Origin of the sequence: Paeniglutamicibacter selenitireducens, from assembly GCF_051550675.1 — a bacterium.
Taxonomy (GTDB): domain Bacteria; phylum Actinomycetota; class Actinomycetes; order Actinomycetales; family Micrococcaceae; genus Paeniglutamicibacter.
Genome location: NZ_JBPULF010000002.1, coordinates 433,997 through 460,689 on the forward strand (window position 1 = coordinate 433,997; position 26,693 = coordinate 460,689).

Here is a 26,693-nt window from a genome sequence, read left to right on the forward strand (position 1 = left end):
CCCCTGGCTCAGTCCCGGCGGGCCCGCACCGGATGCTGCGAGAGGATCGACACGCGGTTGAAGGCGTTCATCGCGATGGCTGCCCACTGGACGGCGGCGAACTGCCCGTCGGTGAGCACCAGGCGTGCCGCGGCGAGCTCTGCAACCCGGGATTCTGTGTCAGGCAGGATCGTCGCCGCCTCCGCCACGGACAGCGCTGCGGCTTCGAGGTCGCTGAAGAGCGTGGTTTCCCGCCAGCTGGGGAGCACGGCCAGGCGCTGCGTGCTCTCCCCCGCTTCAAGTGCCTGGCGCACATGCATGTCCAGGCAGAAGGCGCAGCCGTTGATCTGCGAGATGCGGACGTTCAGCAGCTCGATGAGCCGGTGCTCGAGCCCCGCCGCCTCACCCGCCGCCTTCACCTTCAGAGCGAAGGCATTCAGCGCCTTCCAGCTGTCGGGATCCGACTTGTCGAGGAAGAACGGATCCGACAGTGACATGGTGTGGCCTCCAGAAAAACGCTGCGTGTTACCTTGCCTAGAACACTACTCGGCGGCGGCCAGCTGGCCGCAGGCACCGTCGATTTCCTTGCCGCGTGTGTCGCGCAGCGTGGTCGGCACGCCTGCGGACTCGAGGCGGTCGATGAACTCCTCGGTGACGTCCTTTTCCGATGCGGTCCACACCGAGCCAGGGGTCGGGTTCAGCGGGATCGGGTTCACGTGGACCCAGCCGCGGCCGCGGGCGTTGAGCTTGCGGGCCAGCAGGTCCGCCCGCCAGCCGTGGTCGTTCATGTCCTTGATCAACGCGTACTCGATGGAGACGCGGCGGCCGGTCTTCACGTAGTAGTTGAATGCGGCGTCCAGGGCCTCGTCGACCTTCCAGCGCCCGTTGACCGGGATCATTTCGTCGCGCAGCTCATCGTCCGGGGCATGCAGCGAAAGTGCGAAGGTGACAGGGATGTTCTCCTCGGCCAGCTTGTTGATCGCCGGGACCAGGCCCACGGTGGAGACGGTGATGCCACGGGCGCTCATGCCCAGGCCCTCGGGAGCCTCGGCGGCCATGCGGTGCACGGCCGCCATGACACGCTTGTAGTTGGCCAGCGGTTCGCCCATGCCCATGAAGACGATGTTGGTGACGCGCTCGGCGTCGTGGCCCCCGTCGCGGCGCTTGCCGCCCAGGCCGCCCTCCGCGATCACACGGTTGGCCTGGACGATCTGGTCCAGGATTTCGGCGGTGGACATGTTGCGGGTCAGCCCGGCCTGGCCGGTGGCGCAGAACGGGCAGTTCATGCCGCAGCCGCACTGGCTGGACACGCACAGGGTGACTCGGCCCGGGTAGCGCATGAGCACAGACTCGACCAGCGAACCGTCGAACAGGCGCCAGAGGAACTTCACGGTGTCGCCGTTGTCGGTGGTCAGTCGCTTGACCTCGGTGAGCAGCTTCGGGAACATGGCTTCGGCCAGCTCGGCGCGGCGGTCCTTGGGGAGATCGCTCATCAGCTCGGGGTCGGTCGTGTAGTGCTGGAAGTAGTGCACGGACAACTGCTTGGCGCGGAATCCGGGCAGGCCCATTTCCTTGAGCTTCTCGGCACGCTCGGCCAGCGTCAGGTCGGCCAGGTGCACCGGCGGCTGCGAGACGCGCTTCTTGGCGGTGAACTGGAGCTGCGGACGACCGTCCTCACCCATCGCCTGCTTCCAGCCTTCGGCGGTCGGGCGTACCTGCGCGCGGCCTTCGGCCTTGGCGCGGGATTCGGAGATGCGCATTTGCTGGGCGGCTTGGGCTTTTGCCTGGGCGGCACGGCGCTCGGCCACGTCCTGCGCGCTGGGCGCAGTTTCGGCAGGCACGGTCTCTGGGGTTTCAATGGGGGAAGTCATCCTTACCATTGTCCCACGCATGTCCAGCACCGCGACGGTGAGATTGGGCACGCGTTTGCGCCCGCGGCCGGAGCCGACGGAGGTGTGCTGCCGACACCGAACGGTGGGTTGGGCTGGCCGCCACCCGAGAGCCGTATCATGAATTGGTCAACTACATCGGCGTGAATCGAGGAAGGCGGGGAAGCCAATGGAACGCGAAGAGCTTCCCACCATCTTCAACCTCGATGCGAGCGACCCCCGCAGCGAACTGATCGACAGGTCCGGGCTGGACGGCGAAACACTGGCGCAGATCGACCGCATCATGGCGGAGATGGGCCGGTTGCGGGCGGTCGAGCGCAAGATCTCGCGTGCCTCCCAGCGCTACATGAACCTGAACGAGACGGACATGCGGGCCATCCGCTACCTGATCTCTGCCAAGAACACCTCGAGGTCCGTCACGCCGGGCATGCTGGCCAAGCATCTGTCGATCACCACCGCCTCGGTGACCAAGCTGATCGACCGCCTCGAGCAGGCCGGCCACGTGGTGCGCACCTCCCACCCGACGGACCGCCGCTCGCTTCGCGTCACGGTGACCGCGGAAACCCATATGGCGGCCCGCGAACAGGTCGGCCGCCACCATGCCGCCCGTTTCGGCGCCGCCGCACGGCTCAGCGCAGCGGAGCGGGACATCGTCATCCGCTTCCTGGCCGAGACCGCGCACGACCTGGAGGACAGCATCGACTCGGTCGGCGAGCGCCAGGACAATAACGCCTAGCCCTCCACACCCGGCTCCGTGCCGGATCTGCCGGGTCGGTCCCGGTCCTTCGAGCCGCCGAGATTTTCCGCAGCCTTGGTGATCCGGCGCGCCATCGAGGAGAAGATCACCCCGTGGAACGGCAGGATGGACAACCAGTAGAGGCGGCCCGCCAGCCCGCGGGGAAAGAAGACGGCCCGCTGCCGATAGCGGCTCCCGCCCGGAACGGGCATGACCGACAGCTCCAGCCAGGCGCGGCCCGGGACCCGCATCTCCGCCCTCAGGCGCAGCAGTTCGTCCGGGACGATTTCCTCGACGCGCCACCAGTCCAACGCGTCGCCCAGCGCCAGGGAGCTGCGGTTGCGGCGGCCCCGGCGCAAGCCGACCCCGCCGGCGAGCTTGTCCAGGAATCCGCGCACTGCCCAGGCCCCGGGAAGCGAGTAGTATCCCGCTTCCCCGCCGATCCCCTGGACAACGGCGAAGACCTGGCCCGGCGTCGCTGTCGTCGTGCGTTCGCGCACATCAGTGTAGACGGTTTGCCCGGCCCATTGGGGGTCGGAGGGCAGCGGTTCGGCCGGGGACTCGAGCGCGTGGGCGGTGGCCCACGTCGTTTCGACGGTGTCGGCTTCCATCTTGGCAAGCGCCAGTTCCACCGCCCTGCGGTAGTCCGTCAGTCCCCCGTCCGGAGATGCAATGACCGTGTCGATGTCCCTGTTGCGCATCACGCAGTCGTGCTGCAGGGATTCCACCAGCGGTACCGCGAGGGAGCGTGGAATCGGGGTCACGAGGTTGACCCACTGGGCCGCCAGCCACGGGGTCAGCACCGGCAGCGGCCAGATGACGGGTCGGCGGATGTGCGCCGCCTCCGCATAGAGGCGCATCAAATCGCCGTAGCTGTGCGCGTCCGGGCCGCCGATGTCGAAGGCGCCACGGGTCTCCGGCGGGAGTCCCGCGGCACGGGCGAGGTAGTGCAGGGCGTCGCGCACGGCGATGGGTTGGACCTTGTTGAGCACCCAGCGCGGTGCGGGCATCACCGGCAACACGTCCGTGAGGTGCCTGACCATTTCGAAGCTTGCGGAGCCGGAGCCGATGATCAGCCCCGCCTGCAGGGTGAGGACGGGGATGCCGCTGGCCTCGAGGATCTCCCCCACCCTGACCCGCGAGGACAGGTGGCGGCTGAGCTCCCCGTCGGGATGCAGCCCCGACAGGTATACGATGCGTTCGATTCCCTCGTCTCTCGCCGCCTGCACCATGGTCCTGGCGCAGCGTTCCTCCAGCGGGGCGAAGTCCGAGGTACCGCCCATCGAGTGCACCAGGTAGTAGAGGACCGATGCCCCGCGGCAGAGTTCCCGTGCGGCGCGCAAGTCGGTGAGGTCGCCGTGGACCTCGTCCACCTGAGCCCTCCAGGGAACATCGCGCAGTGCGTCCTTCCGGCGTGTCAGCACCCGTACCCGGTGGCCTTCCTCCAGCAGCAACGGGACCAGCCGCCCGCCGATGTAGCCCGAGGCACCCGTCACGGCGATGATGCTCATGGCCGTGCCCCCTGCAACCGCTTCCGGCGGGAAGTGAGCACTGCCCCGGCAATCACCGTGAAAAGCAACAGGGCGCCGGCGCAGGCAAACGCACCCACGGCAACAACACTCGAAGTGGTTCCTCCGTCACTGCGGCCCACCCCGATCCATGCAACGCCCCACGCCATGGCCAAGGCAGCTGACACCCGTCCGTTCGAATACAGCACTGTCGCCGCGCCGATAAGCGCCGCGACAACGACAAGCACCACCGCCAGCGGCTGCACCCACCCGGAATCGCGGCCTACACCGAGCGAGGCCAGCCATGCGGCGATGTTGGCCACCGTCGCAACGCTGACCCACCCCAGGTAGGGTCCGAAGACCAGCCACATGATCCAGCGTTCGGTGGGGTTCTCCAGCGGTTCCCTGACCAGAAACATGAAGATCCAGATCAGCACCGCAAGCAATGCCGCCATCACCAGCACCGTGGCTCCCAGCCAGCCGAGCTGCGCCGCGGCGAGCCAGAGCGCGTTCAGGAGCGCCGAGGCGGCAGCCAGCGGCCGCAGGGCCCGCTGGGTCGGCGACATGCGTGCCGTCGCGCCCAGCTGCCACACCGCATAGACGGCCAGCCCCAGGTAGATCACGCTCCATATCGCAAAGGCGCCGGTGCCGGGTGCCAGCAGCGTCGAATCCGCCCCCAGCCACCCGTCCGCGGCATCCTTGATTGGTGTTCCGCCCAGCGCACCGCTGGCCACGAATGCCCCGCCGATCGCCGCGAACACGGCCAACGCGACAACCAGCGGAATCGTCAACGGGGTCTTTCCTTCGGCGCTCATCCGGGCCTCCTGCCAGGGGGATTTTCCACGTACTTGCCCGTTCCACTCGACAAGCAGCAACTTGTTAACCCATCATGTATCTAGACAGGCTAGCAATCAACCTTGAGGGGTAAAGATGACTCGGGTACCACCGGACGACGGCTTTGCGCCACACCCCGCCTCGAGGTTGCTGCAAGAGGTACTGGTGCTCAACGACGCCCTCGAACACGCGATATGCCGCCATCTGGACATCAACGCGACAGACTTCCAGGCCCTGCGGCACCTCATCCGCCTGCTCTCCCTGACCCCCAGCGAATTGGCCGCGCACCTGCGCATTTCCACCGCGGCAACCACCGCGGTCATCGACAGGATGACAAAGCGCGGCCATGTGCTGCGCACACCCCACCCGAGCGACCGCCGCAGCTTCCTGCTCTCCCCCAGCCCCGCCGCCCTGGCCCAGACGCTTGCGGCCCTGGACCCGCTCTTCAACGCCGCCGAGCAACTCACCCTGGCCATGTCCCCCGAGGATGAGCGGGCCGTCGTGCGCTACCTCGACGGGGTGCGCGGGGCCATGCATGGGCAGATCGAAGCCATGGAGAACGCCACCACCGGGAATCGAAAGGGATGACGATGAGCCTGCCAACCCACAGCACCACACGGACCGGCGCCGCACCGACGATCGACGGCACCCCGCCCCCGAACCACCCGGTGCGCCGCGAACTTGATGCGGTCATCGCCGGGTACCGGCGGGCCGCCGCCGGGTACTCGCCCGCGACGGCGCTCCTCTGGGACCGCATCGGTGCGGCACTCGCGGGCGGAAAGCTCACCCGGCCGCGCCTGGCCATGCTGGGCCACGAGGCCTTCGGCGGCCGGGACACCGCACGCGCCGTGACGCTCGGCTGCGCCTTCGAGCTGCTCCACGGCTCGCTGCTGATGCACGACGACGTGATCGACAGGGACTTCGCGCGCCGCGGCCGGCCCACACTCTCGGCGCACTACCGCGACGAGGCACTCGCCGCGGGCAAGTCCCGGGCCGATGCCGAGCATGCCGGCCACGCCGCGGCGATCATCGCCGGGGACCTGCTGCTCGCCGCATCCATCAAGTTGGCCCTCAAGGCCGCCGCTTCCCTGCCTGCGGCGGACGCCATCGAAAACGCGTTCCACCAGGGCATCCACCACGCTGGGGCCGGGGAGCTGGAGGACCTCTTGTTCTCCCTCGCCGGTTCCCCGGCCACGGTCCAGGAGGTGCTGCGCATGGAGGAACTGAAGACCGCCGCGTACTCCTTCCGGGTGCCGCTGCACGCCGGGGCGCTGCTCGCCGGGGCCGACACCGACCAGGCCGCCGCGCTCGGGGACATCGGCAGCCAGCTCGGCGTTGCCTACCAGGTCATCGACGACGTGCTCGGAACCTTCGGGGACCCGCGGGCCACGGGAAAATCCATCGAGTCGGACCTGCGCGAAGGCAAGAGCACCATCCTCACAGCCATGGCCTCCGCGGCGCCGGGGTTCGCGCGGGACCTGCAGCTCTACCGCGAACACCGGATCGACCTGGAGGCACTGCGCGAGAGCCTGCGGCGCACCGGCGCCGAGTCCTTCGCCCGGCAGCTTGCCGGGGAACTCTGCCACGGCGCCACCGCTGCGGCCCACCAGTTGAGGCTGCCGGCGCACGTGGGTGCCGCGCTGGAGGACTTCGCCTCGCTGATCATGCACCGGGAGGCTTAGCCACCATGGAACACACGGCATTGGAGCGTTACACGGAGGCCGCGAGCAGCAGCGCCGGCGTGGTCATCAGGCGGTACTCGACGTCGTTCTCGCTGGCCTGCAGGATGCTCGACCACGCCTCCCGCCGGCACATCTCGAACATCTATGCACTGGTCCGCCTGGCCGACGAGGTCGTGGACGGGGTGGCCCGGGAGGCGGGACTCGACCCGCACGCCGTCGCCGAGGCCCTGGCCCGGCTCGAGGCCGAAACCGAGGCGGCGCTGCGCACCGGCTACAGCACCAACCTGATAGTCCACGCCTTCGCCTGCACGGCCCGGGACCAGGGCATCGGCCCGGCACTGACCCGGCCGTTCTTCGCCTCCATGCGGGCGGACCTTTCCGTGGCCACCCACGACGCCGAGACCCTCGAGCAGTACATCTACGGGTCGGCCGAGGTCGTGGGGCTGATGTGCCTGCGGGTGTTCCGATCCATGCCGCAGGCCCCCGCCGGCCACGCGGCGGAGCTGGAGAGAGCGGCCCGGCACCTGGGCTCCGCCTTCCAGAAGGTCAACTTCCTGCGCGACCTCGCCGAGGACACCGGCCAGCTGGGCCGCAGCTACTTCCCCGGGCTGGATCCCGCCGCGTTCACCGACGCCCACAAGGACGCCCTTGTCGCCGATATCCGCGCCGACCTCGACGCGGCGGAGCTTGGCATCCCGCACCTGGCACCGCGCGCGGCCCGCGCGGTGCGCATGGCCCACGGGCTCTTCGGCGCGCTGGTGAACGAGCTGGACCGCACCGGCGCCGAACAGCTGGTGCACCGCCGGATTTCCGTCCCCGCGCGGCGCAAGGCCCTCGTCGCCCTGCGCTCGGCGATCGGCACCCGCAGGAAGGCAGCGGCATGACGCACCCGCCCACCGAAAGCGTCGTGGTCATCGGCGGCGGGTTCTCCGGGCTGGCCACCGCCGGGTTGCTGGCGGCCTCCGGGCACCGGGTCACGCTGCTGGAAAAGCAGGACACCCTCGGGGGCCGGGCCGGCCGACTGGACCGCGCCGGCTTCCGCTTCGACACCGGACCCTCCTGGTACCTCATGCCGGAGGTCTTCGAGCACTGGTTCGGGCTCATGGGCACCTCCACGGCGGCGGAACTGGACCTGGTGGACCTGGACCCCGGGTACCGCACCTGGTTCGAGGGCCACGACGAACCGCTGGACATTCCCGCGGGGCGCGGCGCCGTTCAGGCCTTCGAGTCCCTGGAACCCGGGGCTGGAGCCGCCCTGGACAAGTACCTGGCCTCCGCGGCCGGCGGCCACCGGCAGGCGCTTGGGCACTTCCTCTACGACGGCTTCACCTCCGCCAGGTCCCTGCTCAACCCCCGGCTGCCGATGCTGGCCGCCGGGATGGCCCCGCTGCTGGCCCGCCCGCTGGAATCGTTCATCGCGCAGCGCTTCGAGGACCCGCGCCTGCGCCAGCTCCTGGGCTACCCGGCGGTCTTCCTGGGCGGCAGCCCCGGGCGCATCCCCGCCCTCTACCACCTGATGAGCCACCTTGACCTGACCCAGGGCGTGAAGTACCCGCTCGGCGGCTTCGCCGGGCTCGTGGACGCCATGGCGGAGGTCTGCACGGGGGCCGGGGTCGAGATCCTTACCGGCGCCACGGCGGAGGGCATCGGCACCGTGCGCCGCGGCAGGAGGACCCGCGTGGAGTCTGTGCGCTGGCGCGACGCCGCGGGCGCGGAGCACCGCCTCGCGGCCGACGTCGTGGTCGGCGCCGCCGACCTTCACCACCTCGAAACGCGGCTGCTGCCCCCGCACCTGCGCTCCCGCTCCGAGTCGTCGTGGAAACGCCGCGACCCGGGCCCCAGCGCCGTGCTGCTCTGCCTGGGCATCCGCGGCAAACTGCCGAAGCTGCTGCACCACAACCTCTTCTTCACCCGGGACTGGGACGAGAACTTCGGCCGCATCCACCGCGGGGAGGCACTGGAACGCGAAACCAGCATCTACGTGTGCATGCCCAGCGCCACGGACCCGGGGGTCGCCCCGGCCGGGCACGAGAACCTCTTCATCCTCGTCCCCGCCCCGGCGCTGCCGGAGTGGGGAACCGGCGGGGCCGACGGGCACGGCAGCGCGCCGGTGGAAGCCGTCGCGGACGCGGCCCTGGCCCAGCTCGCGGCCTGGGCGGGCATCGCGGATTTGGCGGAACGTGTTGTGGTCCGGCAAAGCTATGGCCCCGGGGACTTCGTGGAGAATGTGAACGCCTGGCGCGGAAGTGCGCTGGGGCTGGCGCACACCCTGGGGCAGAGTGCTTTCTTCCGGCCCTCCAACCGGAACCAACGGGTGGAAGGCCTGCACTATGCCGGGAGTTCGGTCCGTCCGGGCATCGGGGTGCCCATGTGCCTGATCAGCGCGGAAATCGTGGCAAAGGCCGTGAACGGGATCAAGGATCCCGGCCCCTTGTCCCTGCCCGCCCCGTGCCGAAGCCCGGGCGAACCGGCGGGCGATGCGCCGGAAGAACGGGTGGCCACGTGACCTACCTGCTCCTGCTGCTGGCCCTGATCGGGTGCCTGGTGCTGCTCGATGCCCGGTACCGGCTTTTCGTCTTCGCCCGGCCGCTCCCTGCCCTCGCCTCGCTGACCCTGGGCACCTGCATCTTCCTGGCCTGGGACGTCGTGGCGATCGACCAGGGGATCTTCCTGCACCGCGAGTCCCCGCTCATGACGGGGGCGATGCTCGGCGAGCAGCTTCCCCTGGAGGAGGCCTTCTTCCTGTTCTTCCTCTGCTACCAAACCATGCTGCTGCTCAACGGGGCGCTCGCCTGGCGCGCGCACCGGGCCACCACGCGGGCGGGGGTCGATGCCCCGTGAGTTTCGCACTTCTTTCCGGATGGTTCCTGCTCGGCTCCCTGGCCCTCTTCGTGGTGGCCCTGCGGCTGCGCCGCATCCCGCTGGGGGCCGTTGCGCCGGCCCTCGGGGCGACCGCCGCCGTCCTGCTGGTGCTGACAGCGGTCTTCGACAACCTCATGATCGCCTCCGGGCTTTTCGACTACGGGCAGGCTTCACTGCTGGGGATCCGCGTGGGGCTGGCCCCGATCGAGGACTTCAGCTATCCGCTCGCGGCAGTGCTGTTCATGCCGGCACTGTGGTGGCTGGGCGGCGGCACCGTCCCGGCGGGAAGGGACGGCACATGATCCGCGCACTGCTCCTGACAAGCCGACCCCTTTCCTGGGTGAACACCGCCTACCCCTTTGCCGCCGCCTACCTGTTGGCGGCGGGGCGGATCGATTGGCTCTGGGTGGTTGGCACGTTCTTCTTCCTGGTCCCCTACAACCTGGCCATGTACGGCGTGAACGACGTGTTCGACCACGAGTCGGACCTGCTCAACCCGCGCAAGGGCGGGGCCGAGGGCGCCGTGCTGGAGCGCACCCGGCACCGCGGCGTCCTGGTGGCCTGCGCCGTCGCGACGGTGCCGTTCCTGGCGGTCCTGCTGCTGGCCGGGTCGTGGTCGGCGAACCTGGTGCTGCTGGTGTCGATGTTCGCGTTGCTGGCCTACAGCGCACCGGGGCTGCGTTTCAAGGAACGCCCCTTCCTGGATTCGCTGACCTCCAGCACCCACTTCGTATCCCCCGCGCTCTACGGGCTGGTGCTTGCCGGCGCGCCTTTCGACGGGCAGTTGCTGGCGGTTCTTGCAGCGTTCTTCCTGTGGGGCATGGCCTCCCACGCCTTCGGCGCCGTGCAGGACATCATTCCGGACCGTGCCGCATCCCTGGGTTCCATCGGAACGGTGCTCGGCGCCAAATGGACGGTGCGCGGTGCAGCGTTCACCTACCTGCTCTCCGGCCTGCTGCTGTCCACCGACTGGCCCGGACCCGTGGCCGGGTTGCTCGCGCTGCCCTACCTGGCCAACGTGCTGCCCTACGCCAACCTGGAGGATGCCGAGTCGGAGCGTGCCCACGCGGGGTGGACCAGGTTCCTCTGGCTGAACTACGTCACCGGGTTCTTCGTCACGATGCTGCTCATCCGGTACGCCCTTGACCGCTGACACCGCTTCCCCGGGTACCGGGCCCTGCCGGCAACCCGGTGTCCTTCGAACGCATTCCCTGAAAGGCGCACCGATGGCCCCACGCACCACGAACCTGGTGTGGTTCCGCGACGACCTGCGGGTCGCCGACAATCCGGCGCTCGACGCCGCCCTGGCCGCGGGCCCCACGCTGGCCGTGTACATCCTCGACGAGGAATCCCCGGGGATCCGCCCGTTGGGCGGGGCCGCCCGCTGGTGGCTGCACCATGCGCTGGTCGAGCTCCGGGCAAGCCTCGAGGCACTCGGGGTTCCCCTGTTCCTGCGGCGCGGCGCGGCGGACAGCATCCTGCCCGGCATTGTTTCCGCCGCCGGCGTCGGGACCGCCTTCTGGAACCGCCGCTACGGCGGCCCCGAACGCGCGGTGGACACCCGGGTCAAGGAAATCCTGCGGGCATCGGGAACCACTGCCACGAGCTTTTCGGGCATGCTGCTGCAGGAACCGTGGGTGCCGCTGACCCAGGACGGCAGGCCGTTCAAGGTCTTCACGCCGTTCTTCAATGCCCTGCAACGGCTGCCGCTGCGCCCGGCACTGGGCGAACCGCAACCGCGGGAACCTGCCGGGATCCCGCCGGTAGCCGGCGACGAGCTGGCCGACTGGGCGCTGCTGCCCGTGTCCCCCGACTGGTCCCACGGGTTGGCCCGGGCATGGGTTCCCGGGGAAGCTGGCGCGCGCGAGCGGCTGCAGCTGGTCCTGGACGAGGTTGCCGCCGGGTACGCGGAAACCCGCGACCGGCCGGACCTGGACGGCACCGCCCGGCTGTCGCCGGCCCTGCGCTGGGGCCACCTGAGCCCCGTCCAGGTGTGGGAGTCGCTCGGCACGCTCATCGGCGCGAACCCCGGGGCCGCCGCGGGTGCACGCGCCATGATGCGCCAGCTGGCCTGGCGCGACTTCTGCTGGAACCTGCTCTACCACCAGCCGGGGATGGCCGAGCAAAACCTGCGCCAGGAGTTCGACGCGTTCGAGTGGGCATGGCCCTCCGACGGTGTTCCCGGGGACACCCGGGACGCCGGCGAGGCAGCTGTCACCGGCGACTTCCGGGCGTGGTGCCGCGGCGAGACTGGCTTCGGGCTGGTGGATGCCGGCATGAAACAGCTCTGGGACACCGGGTGGATGCACAACCGGGTCCGCATGGTCACCGCGAGCCTGCTGGTGAAGAACCTCGGCATCCACTGGCGGGCCGGCGAACAGTGGTTCTGGGACACGCTCGTGGACGCCGACGCCGCGGCAAACCCCGCCAACTGGCAGTGGGTGGCCGGCTGCGGCGCCGACGCGTCCCCCTACTTCAGGGTCTTCAATCCGGAATTGCAGGCCAGGAAGTTCGATCCGCGCGGCTCCTACGTCGCCAGGTTCGCCCCGGTGGCAGCCGGGCCGATCATCGACCTGAAGGAATCCCGCGCCCGTGCACTTGAGGCCTATGCCCGCATGAAGGAGCACATGCACGGCACCCCGGCGGCGGGTGCGGGTATGCGCCCGCCGCCGGGGGACCTAACGGAGAACCACTGAGGCAACCTCATCGTGCAGGTGCGCATCCTCCTGTGAGGGGTCGGTGCGGAAGACCGGAGGCAGCATGCGCGCCCCTCCGTACATCGGGAAGGAAAGGCTGGCGCACTTGCTTTCCAGCTCGTCCCAGGGCTTGTTGATGCCGTGGGTTCCATGGGTGCGAACCAGTGACACCCTGTCCAGGTCCAGGACCCCGAAGAGGGTTTCCTCGCCGGGACCTGCCTGCTGCATGATGGTTCCTTCGGGGTCGACGAGCACGCTCTCACCAACGCCCGCAGCACCCGATCCATTGACGTTCACGACGAAGACCTGGTTGGTGAATGCATTGGCCCTGGCCATGACCAGCTCCATCTCGCGGTCCCGGGTGGTGGTGAGCGTGGGCTGGATGATCACCTCGGCACCGAGCCAGGCCAGCTGGCGGGCCACTTCCGGGAAGCTTCCGTCGTAGCAGATCGCCAGGCCGATGCGCCCGACGCCCGGGATGTCGAACGTCGTGAACCCGGTGCCCGGTTCGAGGGTCTCGTAGGGCCGCCACGGGAAGATCTTGCGGTACCGGGCAACGACCTCCCCGTCGGGGCTTATCGCAATGGCGGTGTTGTAGAGGTGTTCCCCCGAACGCTCGACCAGCGACCCTGGAACAAGCCAGATCCCCAGTTCCCGGGCCAGGGCGGACAGCCGGTCGGTGAGAGGACCCGGCACGGTGGTTGCCGCGCGCTCGTCGAAGTCGGGGTCGGGATCCAGCATTGCCTTCGGCGCGGCAAGCAGCAGTTCGGGGACGACCACCAGGTCCAGGTTCGGACGCATGGCGGTCACGGCGCGCACCTGCGCCTGGAACCGTTCGTACGTGGCTTCAAGGTCGCCGGGCACCGGGGCGGTCTGGATGGCTGCGAGGTTGAGGATGCGCATGGTCAGTGGCTCATTTCTTCGGTTGGATCCATGATCTGGAAATCGGTACTGTCCGCATTGCCCACGGGAATCGTGGAGCGGCTGAAAAATTCGGGCCAGAGGGGCCGGACCGCAAACACGACAACCAGTCCGATGGCCAGCGTCCCGACGCCGATCCAGAAGACCGCCCCGATGCCGAGCCAGGAAACTCCGGCGTACTCGGGGCGGGCCATGTCGATGGCGCTTGCGACGAACGCGATGGCCATCATCAGGGCCCCGAGCCCCGGCAGGATGCCGGCCAGGACGAGGGTCTTCGGGTCCCCCATCCGGGGAGCGAAGAAGACAATGGCCGCGATCGCCGTGGCCGCGTAGTACACGGCGACGAGCAAACCGATGGACAAGATGGCCAGGCCGACGAAGTCCGGGGAGACCAGGGACAGCACCACGATGGTGAGTACGCTCAGCCCCGCCCACCACAGCGTCGCGGTCTTGGGCGTGCGGCTCTTGGGGTCCACGGTGCCGATCGATCGGGGAAGTGCCCGGTAGGTTGCCATGCTCAGCCAGGAACGCGGGGACGCGACGGCCACCGTGAAGAGCGCGGACAGCGCGGAGAAGCCGATCGCCAACGTGATGATTCGGCCAAAGAACTCGCCGGTCGCCAGGGGGCCGATCACCGAGAGGACATCGCCGATCGCCTCGTCCGAGGTCAGCAGGTCGACGCCGCCGAATCCCAGCGCTGCCACGGAGGCCATGACGTAGAGGACCAAGAGGATCACCGTCGAGACGATGGCGGCGCGGCCCGGGGTGCGGGAGCGGTGGGTGGTTTCCTCGTTGACGGCAATCAACGAGTCCCACCCCCAATAGATGAACAGCGCCAGGATCACTCCCGCGACAAGGCCCGAGGGGTCCGCGGCAAACGGGTTGAACCAATCCAGGCTGACCGGTTCGGCGCCCGCCGGAACGGTGCCGCGTCCGATCGCCAGAAACGCTCCGACGCAGAACCCGCCGATGGCCAAGACCTGGAGGCCGATGAGGGCGTACTGGACCCAGGCCGCGAGCTCGATCCCGCGGATCGCAACCACGGCGCTGGCCACGATCAGGGCGATCGCCAGCGGAACGGTGGCCACGGGGTTCGCCGCGAGTGCGTCCAGCCCCACGGAGTCCAGGAGGTAGACCGTGGCCACCTGCGCCAGGGCCGCCGTCGCGATAAACGTTGCCACCTGGGGAACCCACCCTCCGAAGAACCATCCGGCGACGGGGCCCAGCACGCGGGAAATCCAGACGAACACGCCGCCGCAATCGGGCATCACGCGGTTGAGGTCGCGGAAGGCAAAGGCGGTGCAGAGGATCGGAAGGAACCCGACAAGGAAGGCTGCGGGGGCGTGGACGCCCACGGAATCGGCGACGAATCCGAGGGTCACCGCCAGGCTGTAGGCGGGTGCCACTGCGGCCAGGCCGACGGCCACGATCCGCACCATCCCGATGGCATCGCGGCGGAGGCCCTTGTCGGCAGCGGACGTCGGCGGGGCACTCGGCGGGGCGGATTCGTTCATGGCGGATGCTCCTTCGATTTTGTCTGAATGTGATTCAGATTACTGAACGTCATTCAAACAACACCCGGGGCAGCTGTCAAGGTCCGCGCCCGCTTAAGGCAGAATGGCAGGATGGGACGACCCAATCGACAGACCGAACGGCGCGCCGAGATCCTCGCCGCCGCCAAGACCGTTGCGGTGCGCGACGGCGCCGCCGGCACCACGCTGCGGGCGATCGCCGCCCAGGCGGGGATGGAACCGCCGGCCGTGCTCTACTATTTCGGCGGGCTGGCCGAAATCTTCCGTGAACTCGTTTTTGCGTCGTCCGATGCCTTCATCGAGCACATCGAAGCGGCCGTCAAGACGGCCGCAACACCCGAGGCCCGCCTGCGGGCCGCCATCGTGGCCGGCACGACCGGCGGCCTGGACAGCAACGATTCCCGCATTCTCTACGAGTTCTGGCCCACCGGGCTGCGTGATGCAGGAATGAACGACGCCGACCGGGTGCTGGACCAGCGCGAAGTGGCGATCTACGGACGCATCATCCGGGACGGGACCGCCTCGGGGGCGTTTCGGCCGACGCTGGACGCCGATGCGCTCGCATGGACCTTGGTGGCGTTGGAGGACGGGCTGGTGATGGACATCCTCACCGGCGCCAAGGCACGCCAGGACGTGGTCAACCTGATCTGCAGCGTCGCGGAGCACTTGGTCGGAACCAGGCTCACGGACGACGGCCCGGGCAGCGCCGCTCCCGCACCGAGCCGCCGGGACCCAGCAGCCGCGGCCGGGGAAACCCGCAGACCCTAGCCTGACCGGGCGGGCCACGGCCTCCCCTGTGGCACCGCGCCGACGCCGGGCGGACACGCGGCGTGCCGCTGCGGCACTGGTGATTTGCACAGGATTCGGGCGTAGCGTGAGAACCATGGATTCCAAGCAGCTTCAGACGGACGTGTTGGTCATCGGCGCAGGTCCCACCGGGCTTATGGCCGCAGCGTGGCTGCACAAGTTCGGGATCGACGCGCAGGTCGTCGACGCGAAGCCGGGACCCACCCGGGAGTCGCGCGCACTGGCCCTGCAGGCGCGCAGCATGGAGATCTACCGCCAGCTCGGCCTCGTCGAGGAGGTCCTGCGCCGCGCCATCCCCACCGGCGAGCTGCGCCCGGGCATCGGCGCCACGAGCTTCACGAGCATCAAGCTCAACCGGCTGGGGTACGCCCAGACCCGGTACGCGGGCCTGACCATGTTGGAGCAGAGCGCCAACGAGGAAATCCTTTCCGACGCGCTCCGGGAGGCCGGGCGCCCGGTGCTCTGGGAGCACGGCTTCGACTCGCTGCGGGAGGCCGGCGAACGCGTCGAGGTCCGCTGCACCGGCCCCGACGGACCCCTGGAGATCTCTGCGCGCTACGTGATCGCCGCCGACGGGGCATCATCCGGCGTCCGCGAGCAACTGGGCATCCGGTTCGAGGGCCAGACCGCGGACCAGGTGTTCTACGTGCTTGACGCCAACGGCGTGAGCGGCATGGGATCGGGAATCAACGTGCGTTTCGCCGAGGACAACTTCATGCTCGGTTTCCCCATGGGCACCGATGCCCACGGCGGGGAACGCCGCAGGCTGCTGGGCATCGTGAGCGAGCCGGAAACCGCCGGGAGCGATGCCATCGGGATGGACGAGGCGCAGGCCCGCACCGCGCTGCGCCAGGAATTCGGTGTCCGGTACACCGACGCCCAGTGGTTCTCCCGCTACAGGGTGCACCACCGCGTGGCGGATTCCTTTGCCCGCGGCAGGGTCTTCCTGGCCGGGGATGCCGCACACATCCACTCCCCCGTCGGCGCGCAGGGCATGAACACCGGCCTGCAGGACGTGCACAACCTGGTGTGCAAGCTCAACGACGTGCTGTCGGGGCGGATGAGCGAGGACTACCTGCAGCGCTACGAGGCCGAGCGCCGCCCCGTGGCCCTGCGCCTTGTTTCGACCACGGACCGCGTCTTCAGCGCCGTGACCTCAAGTTCACGGCTCGCACGCACGGTGCGGATCCGCCTGCTTCCGGTTATCTGGCCGGTGGCCATCCGCGTGATCGGCCGCGTCCCCTCGGGCCGGCGCTTCTTCGGCTACCTGTCCCAGATACGGATCCACTACTGGATGACCGAGCACGCCCGCGACAGGGCGTCCCTGGCGCGCGGCTTTGCCAAGGCCCGGCGCCGCGGGGACGTGATGGGTCGTCGGCTGCCATGGGTTCCCTTCCGGACCGGAGAGTACCCGGACAATTTCGAGGTACTCAACGACGCCACCTGGCAGGTCCACGGATACGGGGCCAGCGCCTCGGAGAGGGCCAACCAGCTTGCCGGGGAACTCGGGATGCCCTGCCACGTTTTCCCGGCAGCCCCCAAACACCTGCTGGCGGAGGGTTCGGTGGTCCTGGTGCGCCCTGACATGTTCGTGGCGCACTTCGAGCAGGTCCCCGGGTAGGCCGGCAGGCCTTCCCGGTGAGCCTCAGCGGGCGGTGAGGGCCTTGTCGCTGCGCAGCTTCTTGGAAAGCTCGTGGGCGTGGTGCATCAGCAGCCGGCCCAGCTCGGGACGCCGTTCGGGCAGGAAACGGGATTCGACCCCCGTCAGGCTCAGCGCCCAGGCAGGTTGGCCCGCCGCGTCGAAAACAGCGGCCCCCATCCCCCAGCTGCCCTCAACGATCAGTGCGGGGTTCTCGGCCCAGCCGCGTTCCCGGGTTTCGGCGATGCGCAGGGCCAGGGCCTCGCGTGCGTGGTCGCTGCCGTACCCGGGTTCCAGGTCGTGGCCGTCCAGGTAGCGTTCGATGGCGTGCTCGGGCAGGAACGAGAGGATGGCCAGGCCTGCGGAGGCCACGCCGAGCGGGAACCTCTTGCCCTCGTAGAGGACGAAGGAACGGATCGGGAACGCGCCGTCGGCACGCAGCAGGCACACCGTTTCCTCGCCCCGCCGCACCGAAAGGAAAGCGCTTTCGCCCGTGGCATCGGCCAGCGCTGCAACGTGCTCCCGGGCGATCTCGGTGATGTCGTAGCGCTCGGCTGCCACGGTGCCCATGATGTACATTTCCGGGCCCAGCATCCAGAGCCCCTCCTGGTGGTCGTGGTCGCAGAACCCCTCGGCCGCCATGGCCCCCAGCAGCCGGTGCACCGTGGGCCGCGCGAGCCCGGTGCTCCTGGCCACCTCGGAGGTGGAGATGCCACGGGGCATCGCGGTGCTCACGGCGCGCAGCACCGCCGCCATCCTGCCGACCATCTGGGCACCGGGGAACGAAGAACTCATGTCCACATTATGGTCGATTTGACGCCACCTCACCACAAGTCGAGCAATGCCCTGTAACTTTTGCCGATTCGTTGACCGCCAATGCAACGCGTCACTACGGTCGAAGGGAGAATTCCGTGCATTCCACATCATGGACGATGTTGCGAAGAGCATGGCAAACAAGGTTTTTGAGGAAACAACATGAACGCATTGATCGCCGGGTACGCCCGCACCCCCTTCGCACGATTCAACGGTGCATTTTCCAGCGTCCCCGCCACCGACCTCGGAGCCCATGCCGCGGCCGCCGCCCTCGAGCGTGCCGGCATCCAGGCCGCGGACGTGCAGCGCGTCTTCGCCGGGCAGGTGCTTCAGGCGGGCGCCGGCCAGAACCCGGCCCGGCAGTCGGCGGTCGGGGCCGGAATCGGCCTGAACGTCCCGGCGCTGACCCTGAACGCCGTGTGCCTCTCGGGCACCGAGGCCGTGGTTGCCGGCGCGCGGATGATCGCCGCCGGCGAGGCGGAGATCGTGGTGGCCATCGGACAGGAGTCCATGTCGCTGGCCCCGCACGTGCAGCGGGCACGCGCCGGGACCAAGTACGGCGCGATCGAACTGCTCGACACCCTCGAGTTCGACGGCCTCACCGATGCGTTCGAGGCCCGTTCGATGGGCTCCTCCACGGAGGACGGCAACAGCGACCTGGGCATCAACCGCGCCGAGCAGGACGAGTTCTCGGCCCGTTCCCACCGCCTGGCCGCCGAATCCGCCGCGTTCCATGCCGCGGAGATCGCCCCCTTCACCATCAGTTCCCGGCGCGGGGACACCGTCGTCTCGCTCGACGACGGTGTGCGCCCGGAAACCACAGCGGAATCCCTGGGCAAGCTGCGCCCGGCATTCAGCAAGGAAGGCACCATCACCGCGGGCAACGCATCGCAAATCACCGACGGCGCTGCGGCAGTGGTGCTGGTCAGCCCGGCGGCGGCAGAACGCCTGGGGCTCACGCCGCTGGCGGAAATCGTCTCCCACTCACTCGTCGCCGGTCCGGACGTACGGCTGCATGAGCAGCCAGCCAACGCCATCCTCGCTGCGCTGGAGGGCACGGGCATTGCACCGGCAGACCTGTTGGCCGTGGAAATCAACGAAGCCTTCGCCGCTGTCGGCGTGCGCTCAACCGAGAAGCTGGGCATCGACCCGGACATCGTGAACGCCAAGGGAGGCGCCATCGCCCTGGGTCACCCGATCGGGGCCTCCGGTGCCCGCATTGTCGGAACGCTCGCCCGCCAGCTGGCCGAGCTCGGCACCGGATCCCTCGGTGCGACGGGCATCTGCGGCGGCGGCGGTCAGGGCAGCGCCATCGTCCTCCGGGCACTCTAGGACTCCGACCCACCTCCAAAAGAGCACGTGGCCTGCATCGAACATGCAGGCCACGTGCTCTTTTGCATCGCCTGGCCGGGGCAGTGGCCACGGCCGCCATAGAGATGCGCAAAATATCTTGATACTCACTATTGACTCATGCGCAGAAACTGCGCATGATGTGTTTATGAACAACAAGAAGCGGACACCGATCGACGACGCCCGCCGGATGCTCTCGGACATACCGTCCGACCCGCTGGCGGCCGTCGAACGGCTGGGAGAGGCCCGCGAACTCATCGATGCGGCACTTAACGAGGCAATGGCCGAGGCCACCCTCGACGGCGCATCGATCCGTTCGGTGGCCGTCCGCGCCGGGCTCTCGCCCAACGCCGTCCCGCCACGGCTGGCCCGCACCGCGCAGCTCTCCGGCTACACCGATGCCGTGGGCAAGGTGTCGAGCTCCTCCATCGAGCGGGCCCGCTACGACTCGGAAACCGGGCGCCCGGCACCCAAGGAGCCCATGACCTTCAAACCCCGCCGCCCCAACTAGCCGCCGTCCCAGGTCCCCACGCACCACGTCCCGAAAGGCACCAGCCATGACCGACAAAGACACCGCCCTGCTCGTCTTCCTGCTTGACCGTTCCGGCTCCATGTACGACATCAAGGAGGACATCGAAGGCGGCCTGAACGCCTACCTCGACCAGCAGCGCGCCGAGGCGGGCACCGCCCTGGCCTCGCTCCACCAGTTCGACAACGTCTACGAGGACGTCTACCTGGACAAGCCGCTGGACGAGGTCCCGCGTTTCACCCTGGAACCGCGCGGCTCCACGGCCCTTTTCGATTCGATTGCCCGGACCATCACCGAGACCCGCAAGCGGATTGCCGCGATGCCAGAGGCCAAGCGTCCGGGAATCGTGCACCTGAACATCGCCACCGACGGGCTGGAAAACGCCTCCACGAAGTACTCCCGCAACGCCATCCGCGACTTGGTCCAGACCCAGCAGGAGGTCGACAAGTGGATCATTTCCTACATGGGTTGCGACCAGGACGCGGTGGAGGTCGGCACGAGCCTGGGGATCGCCCCGGAGCGTTCGCTGACCTACACGCGTGAAACCGCCGCCGAGGCCATGGACGCCTACAGCGCGCTGACCAGCACGGCCCGGCGAGCCCGCAGCCGCGGGGCGGACCTGGACGAGGTCCTCATCGGGTCGGTCTTCACGGAGGAGCAGCGCAAGGACACGGGCCGCTAGCCCGGGTTCCCGCCGGCAACGGGCGGCACCCGCCTACCCGTTGCCGGCCATGGCCCGTTCCAGGGCCCGCTCGTCGACGGCGAGCGCCGCGGAGGTCGTGCGGACGAAGACCGCAAGCCAGCCGATCATGGTTCCCACGATGGCCAGCTCAAAGGCCGTCAGGTCGTAGTAGCGCAGCGGGCGCCACAACAGCCCGGCGCCGACGATGCCCAGCAGGCAGGCCACGGTGAACAGGTGGAAGGCCACGGGGAATCCCGGCAGCCACACCGCCGCACCCAGCAGCAGCACCGCTATGAACCCCACGGCCAGCCGTGCCAGCCAGGAATGCACGGGTTCGGCCACGTCCAGGGGGACGAGCCCGATGCCCGTGGTGCAGATCCCCACACCGAGCAGGCAGACCCTGACCACCGCGGGGCGGGGACGCATGAAGCGCGCGGGCGGTCGGCCCGCCACCTTGGCGAAGTCGTCGTGCAGGCGGGCCATGAGGCTCAGGTCGCGCACGATGAACGCGGTCAGCGTGCTCAACACCAGCCCGGACACGACCAGGGTCACGTTGAATGTCCAGAAGGACGTCTGCCCCGATTGCCAGGTCCCCAGGGTTGAGAACATGCCGGTCCACCACAGGGGGTTCTCCGCCGCAAGCATGCTGATGAAGACCCCGGTGGCCAGGAACACCGCCAGGAGCGTGGCAAGGCTTTGGGCCGTCAGGCGCGCTGCGGAAGTCAGCGCGACATACCCGGCGATGCCCGCGCACACCCCCACCATGAGCCCTCCGGCATAGCGGTCGACGGTGAGGCCCAGGAAGGAATCCTGGAAGATCCGGAAGGAGACGAGTGCGGCCATGACGGAGATCGCCGCGTGGATGATCACCAGTGCCACGGCATTGGTGACCTGCCGGTAGAGCGGGAATCCCCTCAACCACGGTTGGGTGAGGACAAGGATCCTGAGGTAGCCCGCCAGGCTTCCGGCCGTCGCGGCACAGGCCGAGACCGCTGCCGCATAGACGGCCACCGAGCCGGTGCCTGCCAGGTTCGGGCGGTAGTTGGAGAACGCAATGAGGCCGATGCCCGTTCCCGCCAGGGTCCACCCCAAGCCCATCCACAGCGCCCAGCTTTCAACGCGCAGCCGGGTCTCCGCCGGCTCCGGCGGACGGTGGCCTTCCGGTTGGATCTCCATGTTGTCGATTCTGCCACCGGTCCCCCGCGTTTCGGGACGGAGAACCACCGCCGAACGCGCAGATGCCGCGCCGGCGGGACCCGGGGGATCCTTGCTGCCGGCACGGCATCTGCGGGGAATCTGTTCAGCTTCGCGCTGCGGGAATCAGTCCTGCCCGTCGCGGACCGACAGTGCCACGGGAGGCTGCGGGGCCATCGCGCCGCCAGGGTGCGTTTCCTCCCGAACCTTTCGGCCGAAGACGTAGCCCACGATTCCCAGGGCCAGGATGCTTCCGAGCGTTCCCAGCGCGAACGAAGTGAAGGCGGCCTGTGAAAGCCCCCAGATCGCGTCGAAGTCGTACTCGAGCCCGAAGACCCGTTCAAGGGTTCCCGGGAACACCGCGACCCAGGAACCTACGGCGATCCAGGCCAGGCAGATCCAGCCCAGGACCTTGAACCCCGTGTCCGACACCGGCACCTTGAACGGGCGCTCCACCGAGGGGTACTTGGTGCGCAGCCTGACGGCGGCCGGGATCGCGATCAGGTAGCTGAGCAGGAAAGTGGAGATCGAGATTGTCAGGACAACCCCGAACAGGGCGCTGCTGGACCCCGTCAGTTGCATGGCAGCCAGCATGAAGACCGTGGCCACGATGCCGGAGAGGGTGTTCACGCGGATCGGAGTGCCGAGTTTCGGGTGGAAGCGCCCGAAGAACCCTCCGAAGAACGATCCATCGGCCGCCGCCATGGCCTGCATGCGGTCGCTGATGATCATCCACGCGGCGCCCTGGGACACCAGGACGAAGCAGAAGACCACAGCGGAGATGGCAAGCATTGCTTCGGCGGCGGGGCCAAAGACGGTGTAGACGGTGGCCACCGCCCCGAAGAGGCCTCCGATGCCGGTGATCTCGTCCAGCGGAACCACCAGCAGGATCGCCAGGATCGGCAGGAGGTAGCTCGCCGCGGCCAGCATCGAGGTGCGGGCGATGGAGATCGGGACGTCCTTTGCCGGGTTCTTCATCTCCCCTGCCGCACTGTTCCCGGACTCGAAGCCCAGGAAGGAAAAGAGCAGCAGCGGGGTGACACCGAGGAAACCGGCCATGGTGGGCGAGAAGAATTCCAGGTTCAGGCCGTTGAATCCGTGCTGGAATCCGTAGACGACCGTGACAACCAGGAAGAAACCGAGGAACAGGACCTTCAGGATGGCGCCGAGGGACGGCAGCCACTTGCCGTGCTTCAGGCTGATGATCGCCGAGGTGACGGTGATCCAGATGAAGCCCAGCTTGAAGAGGTAGTCCGCCACCCCGCCGGCTTCGATGTGGCCCACGTACTCGGACCAGGTTTCAACGGCGACGAATGCCATGGCGCCGCCGACCCAGACCGGCTGGGTCACCCATGTGAACAGCGCCGCGATGGCGGCGACCACGCGGCCGAAAGCCATCTTCGTCCACACGTAGACACCGCCCTCTTCGATAAACGTTCCACCGGTCTCGGCGAAGATCAGCCCGTAGGGAATCATGAACGTCACGGCCAGGATGAGCGTCCAGGTAAAGGTCTCTCCGCCGAAGCCGGACACCTGGCCCAGGACCTCGATTGAGACAACGGCTGCGACAACCAAGAGGAGGATGTCCATGCGTCCCAGCGATTTCTGCAGATGCTTGGTCTGTTCCTGCGCGAGACGCGTTGATGATGCGGGGTGTTCCATGATCAGTCCTCTGTCATTGCCCCTTTGAGGGGGAGTTGTGAGCGCCTGGGCCGGAAACGGTCTCGGTAGCGCCGTAGACCCAACCCTAGATCGTGACCTGAATCACGGAAAGAAATACTTTTCGATCATCCACATCGGATATTCAGATGCAACTAATGGCGAATATCCGCGTAGCGGCCCGCTCCTAGTTGCGTTGGTAAACCAACGATCCATCCACATAGGTTTGCTCAGTTCCTATCGTGCCCAGTTCGCCCACCCGCACCGCGTATGGGTCCGCCTCAAGGACCACGAGATCGGCAACCATGCCGGCACGAAGCAATCCCCGTTCGGCCTCAAGCCGGTTGGCTCGTGCCGCACCGATCGTCGCCGCGTGGAGTGCGGCATCCACGACAATCCCCTCGTGCGCCAGCAAGGGATCATGCTGGGACCTCCGATCGGCGGCGTGCGGGTCCGCCGGGGGCGCCGTGCGGTTCACCGCCACGTGTACGCCCCACATCGGGTCGGGACTCGAAACCGGCCAATCACTTCCCATGGCCAGCGGGACACCGGCGACGCGCAGGGATTCGAAGGCAAAGTGCATCCCCCGGTGTCCGGCGTCCAGGTACGGCAATTTGGTTTCGACCAGCACGGGGTCCTGCCGGGCCCACAGCGGCTGGATGTTTGCGATCGCACCGATCCGGGCGAATGCCGAGAGATCACGACCGTCAATGATGTCGAGGTGCGCCAGCTGGTGACGGGGATCCCATCCCGGACGACCCGGAAGATCCAGCGCTGCCAAACCGTCGCCGACGGCTCGGTCGCCCACGGCATGCAGGTGCAGGTCGAACCCTGCTGCGTCAAGGGCTCGGGTGATCAACGCCAAGGCTTCGGGCTCGATGAGCGTCATGCCCCTCTCATGCGGGTGTCCCCGGTAGGGGCGGGTCAACGCCGCCGTGAGGTTCTCGCACACCCCGTCCAGCATGAGCTTAACGGCCGTGGCCCGGAACCGCCCCCGGGCACGGGCACGCCTGTCGCGGAACAGGTCAAGTTGCTCGAGCCCCTGGTCCCGCTGCCACCACAGGGCGCCTGTCACCGTCGCGGTCAGCAAACCCTGCTCCTCCAGGGCCAGGTAGTGCTCGAAGACGTCGGGGGCTCCGAGGGCATCCCCCACGGCCGCATCCTGCCACGCGGTGATTCCCTTGGAATTCATGAAGGCCTGTGCCGCCAGCAGTGCGCGGCGGATGTGGTTTTCCCCGGGTGCGGGGATGAGCCTGGACACGAGTTCGGCGGCGTGCTCGATGAGCATGCCCGTCGCGTGGCCCTCGGAATCCCTGGCAATGATGCCCCCGTCGGGATCGGGCGTCGTATCCGTGATGCCGGCCAGCTCCAGGGCTCGCGTGTTCACCCACGCCCCATGGGCGTCATGGCTCAGGAAGTAGGCCGGCCGATCCGGAACCAATTCATCGAGCAGGTCCCGGTGGGGGAAACCGCCGTCGAAGACATCCCCGTACCAACCACCGCCTTCCACCCACTCGTTGCCGGGGTTCGCCCGGGAATATCCGGAGATGAGGCGCCGGTAGTCGTCCCACGCATGGACCTCGGAAAGATCGCAGGACACCATCTGGAGGCCTCCCATGAGCGGGTGGACATGGGCGTCCTGGAACCCCGGGAGCAGCGCTTTGCCGGCGAGGTCGACTACCTCGGTTGCGGCGCCGCGCATTCGGAGCGCCTCGTCGCCGAGCGCCACGACCTTGCCGTCGCTTACCGCCAGGGCGTGGCTGCGGGGGTTGGAGGCGTCCATGGTGTGGATGGGGCCGTTGCTGAACAGGAGGTCTGCGCTGGACATGGAACCTACTTCCCGGAAGCCGGCAGGGAAACGGCGGGGTCCAAGCGAACAAGTGTCGGCGCGACCCGGGCAATGACGATGTAGGCAACGGCACTGACCGCCAGACCGATGAACCATGCGATGTCGACGCCGTTCATGGCACTGGCCAGCGGACCTGTGTAGAACGTGGTCGCCATGAACGGGACCTGGGCAGCGACCCCGATGCCGAAGACCAACAAGGCACCGGTGTTCCAGCGGCCGTAGCGTCCTCCGTCGGCAGCGTAGAACTCTGACACCGCGTACGATCCGTGACGGATGACGTAGTAGTCCACCAGGTTCACGGCCGACCACGGGATCAGCACGTAGAGCAGGACGCTGAGGAAGCTGAAGTAGGACGAGGCAAAATTAGTGGCCGCCGCCAGCGCCAGGGCGATGCCGACAGCATGCAACACCAACGACGTGGCCAAGCGGGCCTTGGCCCCGGGGCGCCATCCGCTGCGGAAGGTTTCGAGAAGGGTCAGTGCGCACAGAGCGCTGCAGTAGGCGTTCACGGAGTTCCCCGCAGCCGCAACGAGCGCGAAACCGGTCAGCACCAGGAATCCGATCACCGGACCAAGGATGCCGTGCAGTCCCGTCATGGTGTCGACCCCTGTCACGGCAAGTCCGATTCCCGCGCCGAGAACCATCAGCAGCGCGCTGGAGGTGACGCACCCAAGGTAGGTCCCCCAGAAGGCGCCCTTCGTGCCAGACTTCGCCGGCATGTAGCGGGAGTAGTCCGAAACGTAGGGGGCGTAGGTCAGCTGCCACACGATGCCGATGGCAAGCATGGCAAAGAACCCGGGCCAGGAAAATGTGCCGGCCGAAACGTTGCCCCAGAAATCCCCGTTGGCGAACAGTGCCACGAACGAGACCAAGACGAGGCCTCCGACGATGTACGCCCCGAGCTGGGTGACCTTGCGAACCAGGTTGTAGCCAAAGGCGGCAATCACGAAACTCAGGACGGCGCAGGCGACGATCAGGACGGAACCGCTGGCGCCGGGAACCAGGGTGGTGATCGAGTCGGCGGACACGATGAGGTTGGAGGAAAAGTAGCCAATGAACATCAGGATCGCCACTGCCACGATGAGGCTGGCACCCTTGGATCCGAATTGCCCTCGGGCCTGCAGCATCTGCGGGACGCCGAGCGCGGGCCCCTGCGCCGCATGCAATGCCATCCCGATCCCGCCCAACGCGTGGCCCACAAGGATCGCGACGATGGAGGCAACCAACGGAAGTTCCAACAAGGTCGTGGCAGTGGCTCCGGTAACAACGGTCAGCGGCGTCATGTTCATCCCGAACCAAATGGTGAACAGTTCCGTGGCTTTTCCGTGTCTGGCGTCCTCGGGAATGGGCGCAATGGATTCCTGCTCGATTTCAAAGAGCCTGGATCTTTGGTTGGTGCTCATGTCGTTCCTGACTGGGAGAGGAAGCCCTCGCTGGAGGTGGCGTCGGGCGGTGGACTGTGCCCAACGCTAGGTCGGTGAGTCGCATCACGTAAAGAAGTTTCAATCGATGCAGTTCATCGCTCAAACAGA

General features: G+C 68.0%; 25 protein-coding genes. 14 read left to right on the plus strand and 11 right to left on the minus strand.

Going from position 1 to position 26,693, the window contains the following annotated elements; all coding sequences use genetic code 11:
• Nucleotides 1-8: 8 nt before the first annotated feature.
• Together ACSYDW_RS05470 and rlmN are read right to left on the minus strand one after the other, a co-directional pair.
• Nucleotides 9-476, minus strand: a complete 468-nt coding sequence (locus ACSYDW_RS05470) for a carboxymuconolactone decarboxylase family protein (RefSeq protein WP_438337696.1) — start codon at nt 474-476, stop codon at nt 9-11.
• A gap of 45 nt (nt 477-521) precedes the next feature.
• Nucleotides 522-1,739 (minus strand): dual-specificity RNA methyltransferase RlmN, encoded by a 1,218-nt coding sequence (rlmN, locus tag ACSYDW_RS05475; RefSeq protein WP_497198334.1) that lies wholly within the window; start codon nt 1,737-1,739, stop codon nt 522-524.
• A 298-nt stretch (nt 1,740-2,037) separates the two neighbouring features.
• Here rlmN and ACSYDW_RS05480 point away from each other — a divergent pair, with 298 nt between their 5' ends.
• Nucleotides 2,038-2,604: a MarR family winged helix-turn-helix transcriptional regulator gene (locus tag ACSYDW_RS05480; RefSeq protein ID WP_438337698.1), complete on the plus strand. Its 567-nt coding sequence runs from the start codon at nt 2,038-2,040 to the stop codon at nt 2,602-2,604.
• Here the strand turns inward: ACSYDW_RS05480 and ACSYDW_RS05485 are convergent.
• Nucleotides 2,601-4,115 carry an SDR family oxidoreductase gene (locus tag ACSYDW_RS05485; RefSeq protein WP_438337699.1) on the minus strand — a complete coding sequence of 505 codons (1,515 nt, stop codon included), beginning with the start codon at nt 4,113-4,115 and terminating at the stop codon, nt 2,601-2,603. The two genes, ACSYDW_RS05480 and ACSYDW_RS05485, sit on opposite strands and share 4 nt — an antisense overlap.
• Nucleotides 4,112-4,927, minus strand: coding sequence for a TspO-related membrane protein (locus ACSYDW_RS05490; RefSeq protein ID WP_438337700.1), 816 nt, complete (start codon nt 4,925-4,927; stop codon nt 4,112-4,114). The genes ACSYDW_RS05485 and ACSYDW_RS05490 overlap by 4 nt, the downstream gene beginning before the upstream one ends.
• A gap of 115 nt (nt 4,928-5,042) precedes the next feature.
• Between ACSYDW_RS05490 and ACSYDW_RS05495 the strand changes: the two genes are divergently transcribed.
• The 8 genes from ACSYDW_RS05495 (at nt 5,043) to ACSYDW_RS05530 (ending at nt 12,186) form a co-directional block, all read left to right on the plus strand.
• Complete coding sequence (locus tag ACSYDW_RS05495; RefSeq protein WP_438337701.1) at nt 5,043-5,534, plus strand: MarR family winged helix-turn-helix transcriptional regulator; 492 nt, start codon at nt 5,043-5,045, stop codon at nt 5,532-5,534.
• A gap of 2 nt (nt 5,535-5,536) precedes the next feature.
• Nucleotides 5,537-6,628: a polyprenyl synthetase family protein gene (locus ACSYDW_RS05500; RefSeq protein ID WP_438337702.1), complete on the plus strand. Its 1,092-nt coding sequence runs from the start codon at nt 5,537-5,539 to the stop codon at nt 6,626-6,628.
• 5 nt (nt 6,629-6,633) lie between these two features.
• Nucleotides 6,634-7,512 (plus strand): phytoene/squalene synthase family protein, encoded by an 879-nt coding sequence (locus ACSYDW_RS05505; protein ID WP_438337703.1) that lies wholly within the window; start codon nt 6,634-6,636, stop codon nt 7,510-7,512.
• Nucleotides 7,509-9,134, plus strand: coding sequence for a phytoene desaturase family protein (crtI, locus tag ACSYDW_RS05510; protein WP_438337704.1), 1,626 nt, complete (start codon nt 7,509-7,511; stop codon nt 9,132-9,134). The genes ACSYDW_RS05505 and crtI overlap by 4 nt, the downstream gene beginning before the upstream one ends.
• Nucleotides 9,131-9,469: a lycopene cyclase domain-containing protein gene (locus tag ACSYDW_RS05515; protein WP_438337705.1), complete on the plus strand. Its 339-nt coding sequence runs from the start codon at nt 9,131-9,133 to the stop codon at nt 9,467-9,469. Before crtI ends, ACSYDW_RS05515 begins: the two co-directional genes overlap by 4 nt.
• A complete protein-coding gene (locus ACSYDW_RS05520) occupies nt 9,466-9,792 on the plus strand; it encodes a lycopene cyclase domain-containing protein (protein WP_438337706.1) in 327 nt (108 codons plus the stop codon). Before ACSYDW_RS05515 ends, ACSYDW_RS05520 begins: the two co-directional genes overlap by 4 nt.
• A complete protein-coding gene (locus ACSYDW_RS05525; protein WP_438337707.1) occupies nt 9,789-10,643 on the plus strand; it encodes a prenyltransferase in 855 nt (284 codons plus the stop codon). Before ACSYDW_RS05520 ends, ACSYDW_RS05525 begins: the two co-directional genes overlap by 4 nt.
• A 73-nt stretch (nt 10,644-10,716) precedes the next feature.
• Nucleotides 10,717-12,186, plus strand: a complete 1,470-nt coding sequence (locus ACSYDW_RS05530; protein ID WP_438337708.1) for a cryptochrome/photolyase family protein — start codon at nt 10,717-10,719, stop codon at nt 12,184-12,186.
• On the opposite strand, the gene ACSYDW_RS05535 is transcribed toward ACSYDW_RS05530, so the two are convergent.
• Together ACSYDW_RS05535 and ACSYDW_RS05540 are read right to left on the minus strand one after the other, a co-directional pair.
• Nucleotides 12,169-13,089 (minus strand): carbon-nitrogen hydrolase family protein, encoded by a 921-nt coding sequence (locus tag ACSYDW_RS05535; protein WP_438337709.1) that lies wholly within the window; start codon nt 13,087-13,089, stop codon nt 12,169-12,171. The genes ACSYDW_RS05530 and ACSYDW_RS05535 overlap by 18 nt on opposite strands.
• A 2-nt stretch (nt 13,090-13,091) precedes the next feature.
• Nucleotides 13,092-14,621, minus strand: a complete 1,530-nt coding sequence (locus tag ACSYDW_RS05540; RefSeq protein ID WP_438337710.1) for an APC family permease — start codon at nt 14,619-14,621, stop codon at nt 13,092-13,094.
• Between the two features lie 111 nt (nt 14,622-14,732).
• Here ACSYDW_RS05540 and ACSYDW_RS05545 point away from each other — a divergent pair, with 111 nt between their 5' ends.
• On the plus strand, nt 14,733-15,407 hold the full coding sequence (locus ACSYDW_RS05545; RefSeq protein ID WP_438337711.1) for a TetR/AcrR family transcriptional regulator: 675 nt from the start codon (nt 14,733-14,735) through the stop codon (nt 15,405-15,407).
• A gap of 115 nt (nt 15,408-15,522) precedes the next feature.
• The gene (locus ACSYDW_RS05550) at nt 15,523-17,067 is read left to right on the plus strand and encodes an FAD-dependent oxidoreductase (RefSeq protein ID WP_438337712.1); all 1,545 of its coding nucleotides are present in this window, start codon (nt 15,523-15,525) and stop codon (nt 17,065-17,067) included.
• Between the two features lie 24 nt (nt 17,068-17,091).
• Here the strand turns inward: ACSYDW_RS05550 and ACSYDW_RS05555 are convergent, their stop codons facing one another.
• A complete protein-coding gene (locus ACSYDW_RS05555) occupies nt 17,092-17,880 on the minus strand; it encodes an IclR family transcriptional regulator (RefSeq protein WP_438337713.1) in 789 nt (262 codons plus the stop codon).
• Between the two features lie 180 nt (nt 17,881-18,060).
• Between ACSYDW_RS05555 and ACSYDW_RS05560 the strand changes: the two genes are divergently transcribed.
• The 3 genes from ACSYDW_RS05560 (at nt 18,061) to ACSYDW_RS05570 (ending at nt 20,459) form a co-directional block, all read left to right on the plus strand.
• The gene (locus ACSYDW_RS05560) at nt 18,061-19,230 is read left to right on the plus strand and encodes an acetyl-CoA C-acyltransferase (protein ID WP_438337714.1); all 1,170 of its coding nucleotides are present in this window, start codon (nt 18,061-18,063) and stop codon (nt 19,228-19,230) included.
• A 166-nt stretch (nt 19,231-19,396) separates the two neighbouring features.
• Nucleotides 19,397-19,759 carry a hypothetical protein gene (locus tag ACSYDW_RS05565; RefSeq protein WP_438337715.1) on the plus strand — a complete coding sequence of 121 codons (363 nt, stop codon included), beginning with the start codon at nt 19,397-19,399 and terminating at the stop codon, nt 19,757-19,759.
• A 46-nt stretch (nt 19,760-19,805) separates the two neighbouring features.
• Nucleotides 19,806-20,459 (plus strand): VWA domain-containing protein, encoded by a 654-nt coding sequence (locus ACSYDW_RS05570; RefSeq protein WP_438337716.1) that lies wholly within the window; start codon nt 19,806-19,808, stop codon nt 20,457-20,459.
• A 33-nt stretch (nt 20,460-20,492) separates the two neighbouring features.
• Here the strand turns inward: ACSYDW_RS05570 and ACSYDW_RS05575 are convergent, their stop codons facing one another.
• From ACSYDW_RS05575 to ACSYDW_RS05590, 4 genes are all read right to left on the minus strand, one after another.
• Complete coding sequence (locus ACSYDW_RS05575) at nt 20,493-21,635, minus strand: hypothetical protein (protein ID WP_438337717.1); 1,143 nt, start codon at nt 21,633-21,635, stop codon at nt 20,493-20,495.
• Between the two features lie 144 nt (nt 21,636-21,779).
• A complete protein-coding gene (locus tag ACSYDW_RS05580; RefSeq protein WP_438337718.1) occupies nt 21,780-23,315 on the minus strand; it encodes an APC family permease in 1,536 nt (511 codons plus the stop codon).
• A gap of 184 nt (nt 23,316-23,499) precedes the next feature.
• A complete protein-coding gene (locus tag ACSYDW_RS05585; RefSeq protein WP_438337719.1) occupies nt 23,500-25,140 on the minus strand; it encodes an amidohydrolase in 1,641 nt (546 codons plus the stop codon).
• Between the two features lie 5 nt (nt 25,141-25,145).
• The gene (locus ACSYDW_RS05590) at nt 25,146-26,564 is read right to left on the minus strand and encodes a purine-cytosine permease family protein (protein WP_438337720.1); all 1,419 of its coding nucleotides are present in this window, start codon (nt 26,562-26,564) and stop codon (nt 25,146-25,148) included.
• Nucleotides 26,565-26,693 lie beyond the last annotated feature (129 nt).